8 protein-coding genes are annotated in these 10,122 nt (G+C 59.1%); 7 read left to right on the top strand and 1 reads right to left on the bottom strand.

Features of this window, described 5'->3' with window-relative positions; translation table 11 throughout:
* The first annotated feature begins 51 nt into the window (after positions 1–51).
* The 5 genes from NW809_RS07780 (at position 52) to NW809_RS07760 (ending at position 5,563) form a co-directional block, all read left to right on the top strand.
* Positions 52–909 carry an FAD-dependent thymidylate synthase gene (locus NW809_RS07780; protein WP_011429152.1) on the top strand — a complete coding sequence of 286 codons (858 nt, stop codon included), beginning with the start codon at positions 52–54 and terminating at the stop codon, positions 907–909.
* Positions 910–935: 26 nt separating this feature from the next.
* Positions 936–1,709, top strand: a complete 774-nt coding sequence (locus NW809_RS07775) for a class I SAM-dependent methyltransferase (RefSeq protein ID WP_049749699.1) — start codon at positions 936–938, stop codon at positions 1,707–1,709.
* A 148-nt stretch (positions 1,710–1,857) separates the two neighbouring features.
* Positions 1,858–3,318 (top strand): sugar transferase, encoded by a 1,461-nt coding sequence (locus NW809_RS07770; protein ID WP_414401877.1) that lies wholly within the window; start codon positions 1,858–1,860, stop codon positions 3,316–3,318.
* 18 nt (positions 3,319–3,336) lie between these two features.
* Positions 3,337–4,107, top strand: a complete 771-nt coding sequence (gene purC, locus NW809_RS07765; protein WP_414401878.1) for a phosphoribosylaminoimidazolesuccinocarboxamide synthase — start codon at positions 3,337–3,339, stop codon at positions 4,105–4,107.
* Positions 4,108–4,156: 49 nt separating this feature from the next.
* Positions 4,157–5,563 (top strand): DUF2157 domain-containing protein, encoded by a 1,407-nt coding sequence (locus NW809_RS07760; protein ID WP_414401876.1) that lies wholly within the window; start codon positions 4,157–4,159, stop codon positions 5,561–5,563.
* Between the two features lie 1,110 nt (positions 5,564–6,673).
* Here the strand turns inward: NW809_RS07760 and hemC are convergent.
* Positions 6,674–7,660, bottom strand: coding sequence for a hydroxymethylbilane synthase (gene hemC / locus NW809_RS07755; protein ID WP_414401875.1), 987 nt, complete (start codon positions 7,658–7,660; stop codon positions 6,674–6,676).
* Positions 7,661–7,935: 275 nt separating this feature from the next.
* On the opposite strand from hemC, the gene NW809_RS07750 reads away from it, so the two are divergent.
* Complete coding sequence (locus tag NW809_RS07750; RefSeq protein WP_011429159.1) at positions 7,936–8,397, top strand: YlqD family protein; 462 nt, start codon at positions 7,936–7,938, stop codon at positions 8,395–8,397.
* 188 nt (positions 8,398–8,585) lie between these two features.
* The gene (locus NW809_RS07745) at positions 8,586–10,031 is read left to right on the top strand and encodes a glycosyltransferase (RefSeq protein ID WP_011429160.1); all 1,446 of its coding nucleotides are present in this window, start codon (positions 8,586–8,588) and stop codon (positions 10,029–10,031) included.
* Positions 10,032–10,122 lie beyond the last annotated feature (91 nt).

Raw genomic sequence — 10,122 nt, 5'->3', positions numbered from 1 at the left:
TCTCTATACTGTGAGACTAGCCAGTCGTCTCTAGCTTTGGGGACACAGCCCGTGGATGCCTTATTTCAAGTGGTGGTGCTCAGCCAAACCCCAGATCCCGAACGGGTGATCTACCAGGCGATGCACCAAGATCACAGCCCTGATTTTGTTACCCCAGAGAGCCGGATCCCGGAAAAATATGGCGAGGCCGTGGTGCGGCATCTGCTGGAGGGCAACCGTGGCCACTATGGGCCGCTGGAGCACCCTCAGATCACGTTTGGGGTAGGCTATTTTCCCCATGCTGTCATGCAACAGGCCCGTACTCATCGGGTGGGAATTTCTTTCGACGTTCAATCTTTTCGATATACAGGCCAGCAAATTGCCGATTTGGGCAAAAGACTCTTGTCTGGGCCCCGGAGAACGCCCCCCAACCCCCCGCCCGGCCCCCCCAACCAGCCCCCCAGCCCCCCGTATACGGGGGGCTGGGACGAAACTTCTGCTTTTGCCGACAAAACCGGGGCAGAGTTAGCTTTGCAAGAGTTGGAAACTCTATTTTACGTTCCCGCCAGCGTCAAGGAAGGCAAAGCCAAAACCCGCCAAGGCTTCAAGCCCATCTCTCCCGAGGCCCTAAACATCATTCTTGAGCAGTATCGCAGCCAGGCCATTGCCTATTATCGCCTGGTCGAAGAGTGTGGGGTGCCCTATGAGGATGCTCGTAACATCATCGGCTACGGGATCCGCCAACATTTTGTAGTGTCTTTTAATTGCCGCAGCTTGATGCACTTTCTGGATTTGCGGGCTAAGGAGGATGCCCAGCGGGAGATCCGCGAGCTGTGCGAGTTGATGTGGCCCCACTTCGAGGCTTGGTGCCCCCATGTGGCCGCCTGGTACCGCCAAAACCGCTGGGGCAAGGCCAGGCTTTCTCCCTAACAAGTTCCCAACCATTGGGGACGACTATGGATCCCAAAGCTTATGAACAAATGGCAGGCCTAGAGGATCGACATTGGTGGTTTGTGGGCCGCCGACAGATTCTCAGCCGGGTTATTGCAGGGATCCCTCTTCCTCCCTCAGCTTGTATCTTGGAAGCGGGATGTGGCAGCGGTGGCAACCTGGAAATGTTGTCTCAGTTTGGCCAAGTCTGGGCCATGGAAAGAAGCGAAATAGCATTGCCTTTGGCCCGGGCTCGTGGCATTGCGATTGTGGAAGAAGGCGAATTGCCGCATCGGATCCCTTTTGGCTCTCAACAATTTGATTTAATTGCTCTGCTGGACGTTCTGGAACATTTAGACGAAGACACAGCAGCTCTGGAAGCCCTCATCCAGAGGTTAAAGCCATCTGGCTACATGGTGATCACGGTGCCGGCTTATCCCTGGCTGTGGAGCGCCCATGACGAGCTCAATCACCACAAGAGACGCTACACAGCGGCACAACTTCTCTCCTTACTCAAGAGCGCCGGCTTGCAAATTCATACCTTTACCTTTTTCAACAGCTTTCTCTTCCCTCTGGCAGCAGGGATCCGCCTAGCCCAGAAAATACTTCGCCTGCGGGAAAGTCCAGACTTGAAAATGCCGCCCCTTTGGCTCAATCAACTTCTAGCAGAGATTTTTGCCGCGGAAGCCTATTTGATCCCCAAGTTTTCGTTGCCCTTTGGCCTGTCGTTGTTGGCGGTAGCCAGCCCTATTGCGGCAGCGGGACGGAGCCCTTTGAAAATTGCTCCTCTGGGAAACTGAGCCTCTTAATCCTCAACTTCTCGCCGTTATTACCAGTTTTTTGAGTCAACTTGGCCGATCGCGCTAGCGAGACGGAGTCCTTGCAGCCTCAAGGGGATAATCTTTTCATAAGATTGTTCCCAGTCTTCGTTTTTGGAGGAGATAGCTCTTGGCCGATCGCGCTAGCGGGACGGAGTCCTTTCGCACCAGGGAGACGGAACCTTTGCGCAGCTACGCCCTTCGCTTGGATCCGCATCGTCTGTGGGTGCCCCTAGCTTGCTTCGGGGATGGCCTTTGTATTTGGTTGGCCTTTGGGGCAGGTTACTGGCTGCGCAGCTTGCGCCCTCACCAGCTTTTGCCGTGGGATGTTTATGCCGGCCTGGGATTGCTGACCGTTCTCAGCTACTGGGGCGTTCAGGCCGGTTTGGGCGGATATGGCGAATCGAAGCGCCTATCCCGCTTTGAGGAATGGGCCAGTTTGCTGCTGGGGCTGGGGGTGACCTTTGGCCTGGTGTTGGCAGGGGCCTTCTTCGTGCGCTCTGTCTCGCTGTCGCGCTTGGTAGTGGGCTATGCCGGCCTGCTGGCCCTGCTCGGCCTGACGGGGATGCGGTTAGCGCTGCGGCTGGGCATGGGCTGGCTATACGCCCGCGGCCAGGGGCGGCGACGGGTCATCTGGGTGGGATCCGGCTTGCTCTTGGCTGAGGTGCTGGAGCGGCTAGAGCGCTGTCCAGCCTTGGGGTTTGAGGTCAAGGCTTGGGCCGTGGCCGGGGATCCCTCGGCGCCAGAAGCGGGGCCTCTGCAAAAGCTGGAGCGCCTGGATCCCGCTCATCTGGTGGCCTATGTACAGGCTCACCCTGAGATCCAGGAGGTGTGGTTTGGGCAGCCCCAGTTGGCCTCTGCGCCCCTCTTGCTGAGCTTGCAAGCCCTCTCCGTTCAAGTGCGCCTGGTGCCAGATCTTCTCAGCTTCTTAACCGTTAACCTCCAGTTCCACTCTCTGGATGGGATCCCGCTGCTGACGCTGCGGCAGCCCCCTCTGCGCTATGCCCACAACCGTTTCCTCAAGCGCGCTGTAGATATCCTAGGGGCCTCCCTGGGTCTGGTGTTGCTTAGCCCGCTCTTCCTGGTCATCGCTCTGCTGGTGGCCTGCAGCAGCCCTGGCCCCATCCTGTATTGGCAGGAGCGAGTGAGCTTGGACGGGCGTCGCTTTTGGATTGCCAAGTTCCGCACCATGCGGGTAGATGCGGAGGAGCCTGGGCAACCGGGCTGGACGCGCCCTGGGGATCCGCGTCGAACCAAGATAGGAGCCTTTTTGCGCCGCACCAATCTGGACGAGCTTCCCCAGCTTTGGAACGTTTTGAAGGGGGAAATGAGCCTGGTGGGCCCTCGCCCCGAGCGGCCCTACTTCGTGGAGCAGTTTAGCCAGGAGATCCCCAAGTATCCAGATCGGCACTTGGTGAAAAGCGGCCTTACCGGCTGGGCCCAGATCCACGGCCTGCGGGGAGACACCAGCATTGCCCGCCGCACCCAGTATGATCTCTACTACGTGCAAAACTGGTCTCTGTGGCTGGATCTGCGCATCCTGGCCATCACCCTCTGGCAAGGGATCCGCGGACGGTTGAACGGATATTAGGGGTTGCTCATGTCCAACTTGCCCACGCCCCAAGAGCTCCTCTACGAGGGCAAAGCCAAACGGGTCTACCGCACCGCCGATCCCCAGGTTTACCTCTGCCAGTACAAAGACGACGCCACGGCTTTTAATGCCCAAAAGCGGGGATCTATCGCCGGCAAGGGGGAGGTCAACTGCACCGTCTCTAGCCGGGTGTTTGCCTACCTGGCGCAGCAGGGCATCCGCAACCACTTTCTGGCCCAGACCGGCCCCCGTGAGATGCAGGTGCGCGCCCTGCGGATCCTGCCCTTAGAAGTGGTGGTGCGCAACCGTGCTGCCGGCAGCCTCTGCAAGCGCCTGGGCCTGGAGCGAGGCCTTCCCATCGAGCCGCCGCTGGTGGAGTTTTACTACAAAAACGACGCCCTAGGGGATCCCCTGGTGACTCCCGACCACATCCGCCTGTTGCAGCTGGCCACGCCGGAGCAGGTGGAGGTGTTGGGATCCCTGGCTTTGGCAGTCAACACTCACCTTCGCGACTTCTGGAGGCGCTGCCGGCTGGAGCTGGTGGACTTTAAGTTGGAGTTTGGCTTGGACGAGGAAGGGCAGATCTGGCTAGCGGACGAAATTAGCCCCGACACCTGCCGCCTGTGGGATCTGGAGGGAGCTGAGCCACGAGTGCTGGATAAAGACCTCTTTCGCTTTGATCTCGGCGATCCGGCAGCCGGCTACCAAGAGGTGCTGCAGCGGGTGCTCCAGGCTACGGATCCCAATCTCCCCTCTCCCTTTGGGAAAGGGGTTGGGGGTGGGGGCTAGAATACTGGCGACATACCCTGCTACACCCGGCACCTTGACGGGATCCCCTGTGACTTCTCCCCGCCCCGACGACCGCTTCCGCCGTCAACTGGCCGACCTGCTGAACACCTGGGTGGAGCAGGGGCTAATCCAGCCGGAGCAACGGGATCGCCTGCGGGAGTATTACCAACTGGAGAGTTTGCAACGCTCAGCCGGCGGGCGATTTGCCCTGGTGCTGCTGCTGTTTGGCGCAGTTCTGGTGGGCCTAGGGGTGATCTCCTTTGTGGCGGCCAACTGGGCTGCCATTCCCCGCTGGGCAAGAGCCTGGGGGTGCTTGGCCCTCATGGTAGGGCTGCAGGTGGCTGGCTTCCAGGTTTGGCAGCAGGGATCCCAGCGTCTGGGTAGCGCCCTGCTGATAGCCGGTGAACTGACCCTGGGAGCCTGTATTGGCCTGATGGCCCAGTGGGTTCAGCTTGGGGGATCTGCGGCAGGCTTGTTTTGGGCCTGGGGGATGGGCAGTTTGGCCATGGCCTACAGCTTGCGTCACAGCCCCAGCGGTGTACTGGCCTGCGTTCTGCTGGGCTCGGGGATGGTAGCCGACTTCGTGGATTGGGGGACTGTCAACTTCCTCTATCCTTGGTTGACCCTGGGCCTGCTGGTTCCTCTGGCCTATTGGTGTTGCTCTCGCTGGGTTTTTGCCCTGGCCGTGGTGAACTTTGGCCTGGCGTTGCAAGGGTTAGCCGAGCGTTTGGGCAGCTCTTTCCAAGGTTTAACCCTTTTGCATCTGCTTGGTGTTGCAGTTGTGTGGGGGTTGGGTCTGTGGCACCAACGCCATAAGCCTTGGCTAAGCCGGGTTTTAACTGAAGGAAGGGATCCAGAGCTTCCCGGCGAGCTGGAGCAAGGCTTGGATTTGGCCCCGACAGCCCAGAACTTGGCTCTGCTGGGGCTGGGTGTCCTGCTCTATGTCTGGAGCTTTGTCGGGATGTGGGTCGATCTTTCCGAGGATCCCCTCTGGAACGTTGGGGATCCCTGGGCGAGCTTGTCGGCAGTGGGGTTGCTGCTGCTGACGGGCTGGGGCTGGTGGCAGGGTTGGCAGGAGAAGAGATCCCAGCCCGTTTCGTCTTGGCTGAAGGATGCTGCTGTTCTGATTTCTCTGGTTGCCTTGGCGCTTTTGCTGGGGATCCGCAGCGCCCTGCCTTTGAACCTAACCGCAAAGGTAGCCTTGGCCTTCTTTGCTCCCTGGATCGTGACCCTTTTGCTCGTGGGATTGTCGGTGGTGCTCTGCTGGGAAGGGCTGCAGCAGGGGCGGCGGAGCCGCTTCTGGCAGGGGCTATTGGGCTTGACCTTGGTGGTGCTGACCCGCTTTTTCGAGTACCCAACCGGCCTGTTGGCCAAGTCGGCGGTGTTGGTGGCCTGTGGGATCGGCGTGATCTGGCTGGGGCTGAAATTTGAGCGGCGGATTTTCTCCCGTCTCTAATTCTTGCCCTTCTAGGAAGCCAAGCCCCGCTACATGATCAAGCAAAGGAAAAAGCTGGAATTGAGCTGGAATTCACAAGAATTTACAAAGTTTAAGGAACCTGCTTGTATTCCCCAACGTCTTTGCTAGTAAATTCTCAGCTTTGGCTTGAGCTGAGAAGGAAGTGGGCATCTCTATCAAGATTATCAAGATTTGGAGAATACAAATGAAAGTAGGACTGCGTTTGGGCATTTTAGCCTTGCTACTTACGCCCTTTTGGGAGAGTGGTTCTCTTTCGGGTGTTGCCTTGGCTGAAGATCATCTTTTAGTGGCTCAGGCCCCGGAGCCAGGTAGGCAGCCTATGCCTTCTGTGCCTAGATCGATACCCTCCCCAGTTCCCATAGCTCCGGCAGAATCCTCAGAAACTGTAGATGAGCTATTCCGCCAGGTTCCTTTCCCCCCTTCGCCAAGCCCTCTGCCTGGCCTTCAGTGCTCGAGCCCCATGGTGTTGCGCTCAGTAACCCTCAGCGCTCCTCCGCCAAACCCTGCTTCCCCCCTGCAATCGGAGGTTCCACCCAAAGTTTGGGAAACTCTCCAGGGCCCTTTCGGGACAGTCAAGTGGGGAGAGCCCCAACCCAATAAACTCTTTGCTCATACCTTCCAATGGAGCCCCCCTTGTAAAGCAGGCTGCCGGCTGGGAGGCACCCTTACGTTTACCTATCGCAATAACTTCCAGGCAACAAGTAACACAACTCCTGATGCCGGGAACGACAAGTACTACCTATTCAACAGCGCGTTCAACAGCGCGATTTCAACCGGCGGGATTTTACCTCCAACTCAAGCGGGGTTTTTGTATACTTTCTCAAGTCCGCCTACCCCAATTCCGCCTGGCCAAACCTTCACCAAAACTCTAACCCTCTCGCCGGCAGAGATTGCCAACAACCAAGTGACCTTAGTAGTTCAAGATGATACGGCGGTTTTGGGAGCTAAGCTAGAGCTTAGATACTGCTGCTGCGAATGCGAATTTCTCATTTGAGTGCAATTCACGTAGGGGGGACTTCATTGTTCCCCCTTTTCTTCAGCTGACCCTAGCTGAAGTTCTCAAAGCCTACTCAGAAAAAGTAGGAAAGCCTAACGGCGGGCCTGGGCAAAAATGGCTTGCAAAATCTCGTCGGCCCCCTGCTGTTTTAGCTTTTCTGCAAGAGCCATCCCCACTGCCTCGGGATCGGCGGTGGATCCCGTCTGGGTATCGCGGATGAGCCGTCGCCCCTCTAGGTCAGCCACCATGCCGGTCAGGTGCAGCTCTTCCCCTCGAACTTGGCTGTGGACGCCGATGGGCACCTGACACCCCCCCTCCAAGGCCCGCAGGAAAGCTCGCTCGGCCAAACAGCGGGCTGTGGCCTCCGCATCAGCCAAGGGTCGGATGAGCTCCAGAATCCGCTCGTCCCCCTGCCGGCACTCGATGCCGAGGGATCCCTGGCCAACCGCGTACAGAGACACACTGGGATCCAGCACCTCGTGGATCCGCTGTTCTTGGCCCAGGCGCTTCAGCCCCGCCACCGCCAAAATTAGGCCGTCGTACTCCCCCCGATCCAGCTTGGCCAGGCGAGTGTTGAGGTTGCCCCGCACATCCTTGAAGTGCAGGTGGGGAAAGGCGTGGCGCAGTTGGGCCAATCGCCGCAAAGATGAAGTGCCGATCACCGTTCCTGCTGGCAGGGTGGCCAGTTGGTAGCCGCGCAGCTCTTCCCGCAGCACCAGCGCGTCCAAAGGATCCTCCCTCTGCGTAATCGCCCCCAGGACCAGGCCTTCCGGCAAACGGGTGGGCAGATCCTTAAGGCTGTGCACCGCTAGATCGCTGCTGCCGTTGAGCAGGCTGACCTCCAGCTCCTTGGTAAACAGGCCCTTATCGCCAATTTTGGCCAGCGCCACATCCAGGATGATGTCTCCCTGGGTGGAAAGGGTGTGCAGCTCTAGCGGCAATCCCGGATGGTGGGCCTGCAACTGCTCCATCACCCAGTGGGTCTGGGCCAAGGCCAGCTCACTTTTGCGGGAGGCGATCCGCACCGGCTGGGCAGCCCCTGCCGAGGGTTGCCAGGGAGTTGAGGCCAGTTCGCTCATGGCTGCTGCAAAATCCGAGAACACCGTCTTTCACGCTAACTGACTTTGCGGCGCCGCACGGCAGCGGCCTTCAAGATCCTTAACCAAAACTGCCATTTCCCCCCGATCCAGACTTTACTACGGGGATCCCGGCCGGTAGGATAAGTAGACGGATTCTCCGCCGCGGCGGGGAGAGTTGTGGTCTGTCAAGCCTCCTTCTCCAAGGTTGCTAGAGGACAATTCTCTGTAAGCACAGGGCCCCCTGATTTGCTTGGTAGTCTGCCTGGATAGGTCTTATGGAAGAAAACAACGTCGGCAACGGCACTCAGTTACTGCTCAAGCGCACCATCCCTGTCAAGGTGGTGGTCACCCCCCTTTGGAAGAAAGAAATGCAGGAGCAATTGGAGCGGCAGATCGAAGCCACCGATGCTCAGATGCAGCAACTGGAGTTTCAGGGCAAGCGGGCCATTGCCGAGCTGGAGAAGCAAAGCCCTAACCCCAACAGCCCCCAGGTGCTCCAACAGGTGGAAGCGGTGAAGAGCCGCGTGAACGAGCAAAAGATCAAGCTCTTGGATCAAAAAAACCAGTTGCTTCAGCAGATCAACCAACTGAACAACCTGGAGCTGAACCAAGAGGTGCTCCAGGGCAGCGTGGAGAGCTTCTTCCGCGTGCAAAAGGGAGACAACCTGATCCAGAAAATGCAGGTGGAGATCCTGCTGGAAGATGGGGTGATCAAGGAAATTCGCGGCAACCCATAAGCTCTTCATATCCTTTGGGAGGACAGGGATCCCTTGCTGTGGGGTAGCAGATCAAGACCTTTGGTCTTAACCCAAGTCGGTGGCAACACAATAGGTGACAATAATTAACGGCCTCTTAACAGCCGCTGGGCTCAAGCTTGGGACGGCTGGTGCGTACGGGCAAAGTTGTTACCTACGAGATGCTCGCCATGTCTGAGTTTGTCTGGTCAGAGCCTGCCCCCCTCGAGGACCTACATCTTCCCGATTGGTTGCTCACCTCGGCTCAGCGCCGCCGTCTCAAAGCTTTCCTGGTTCTGGCGACGGTGTGGGGGCTGGTCAGCCTGATGCACCAGGTAGCGGTAGCCCGCTGGTTTACCGTTGGCCTGGCCACCTTCATGGTCATCCACATCAACCGCCTGTTCCGGCTGCAACCGGCGGCTCTGCCGCCCCCCTTGAGGCTTTACCCTCCTGGAACAATGGCCTGGGATCCCGCCGCCGCCGAAACGGCCTCCCTGCCTTTGCCTGAGGTGGGCGGGGCTCAGCCCTTAGCGCTGGCGGGTTCTCCTCTGCCGCGAGTGGCGGTGTTGATCCCGGCCAAAAACGAAAGCGCAGTGCTGCCGCGGCTGCTGCACAGCCTCACCCAGTTGGATTACCCCAGCAGCCACCTGGAGCTGTGGGCCATTGACGATGCCAGCAGCGATGCTACCCCCGACATCTTGCAGGAAGCCCAAAAGCGGATCCCTCACCTGCGAGTTTACCGACGGCCACCAGGGCGAGGAGGCGGCAAGTCTGGCGCCCTCAACGAGGTGCTGCCCCTGACGCGGGGGGAGATTATCTTGGTCTGCGACGCCGACGCCATTGTGCCCCCGGATTTGCTGACTCGCACCCTGCCGCTGTTCGGCCAGACCCCCCGCCCCGGCAGACGGACAATCGGCGCCGTTCAGGTGCGCAAAGCCTTGAGCAACCCCAACGTCAACTTCTGGACCCTGGGCCAGGTGGCGGAGATGGCCTCCGATGCCTACTTGCAGCAGCAGCGGGTGGCCATCCGCGGGATTGGGGAGCTGCGAGGCAACGGCCAACTGGTGCGACGGGATGTCCTGGAAAAGTGCGGCGGCTGGAACGAGAACAGCCTCACCGACGACCTGGATCTTACTTTTAAGTTGCACCTGGCGGGGGTGGATATTGCCTTTTTGACGGAGCCGGCCATCGTCGAAGAGGGAGTCACCTCTTGGAAAAGCCTTTGGCACCAGCGTTGCCGCTGGGCGGAGGGGGGCTACCAGCGCTACCTCGACTACTGGCCAGGGATCCTCAGCCGCCGCCTGGGCATGGCCAAGACAGTCGATCTCTGGGCCTTTTTCATCTCTCAGTACCTGCTGCCGATGGCCTTAGTTCCCGATACCCTCTGGGTGCTGTTGACGGGCCATTCCTCGGTGCTGCTCCCCTTGAACGCCCTGGTCATGGGATCTGTGACGGTGGCCTTCTACCGCGGCCTGCGCCAGGTGGAGGGGCTGCGCGGGCGAAAACTCTGGTGGCGTACGGCTCTGGGCTTGGTGTACATGCTCCACTGGCTGCCGGTCATGATCGTGACCACGGCTCGTATGTGTGTGCAGCCCAAGCGGTTGCGGTGGGTAAAAACGGTGCACCATGGCCTCTAGTTCTGCTGTTGGGGATCCCCCAGATCCTGCTATCCTAATCAAACGCCAGCTCACCAAACTACCCAGCCCGACTATGGCCCGCCTCTACTAC

The sequence above is a fragment of the Synechococcus sp. WC101 genome (assembly GCF_047461555.1).
In the GTDB taxonomy this organism is placed as follows: Bacteria; Cyanobacteriota; Cyanobacteriia; order Thermostichales; family Thermostichaceae; genus Thermostichus.
This window is presented reverse-complemented; position numbering and strand designations above follow the sequence as displayed.

What these genes read in the sequence shown, in the direction of transcription:
- hemC (WP_414401875.1), bottom strand. Translation starts at nt 7,660, where the DNA reads ATGAGCGAACTGGCCTCAACTCCCTGGCAACCCTCGGCAGGGGCTGCC.
- NW809_RS07775 (WP_049749699.1), top strand. Translation starts at nt 936, where the DNA reads ATGGATCCCAAAGCTTATGAACAAATGGCAGGCCTAGAGGATCGACAT.
- NW809_RS07745 (WP_011429160.1), top strand. Translation starts at nt 8,586, where the DNA reads ATGTCTGAGTTTGTCTGGTCAGAGCCTGCCCCCCTCGAGGACCTACAT.
- NW809_RS07750 (WP_011429159.1), top strand. Translation starts at nt 7,936, where the DNA reads ATGGAAGAAAACAACGTCGGCAACGGCACTCAGTTACTGCTCAAGCGC.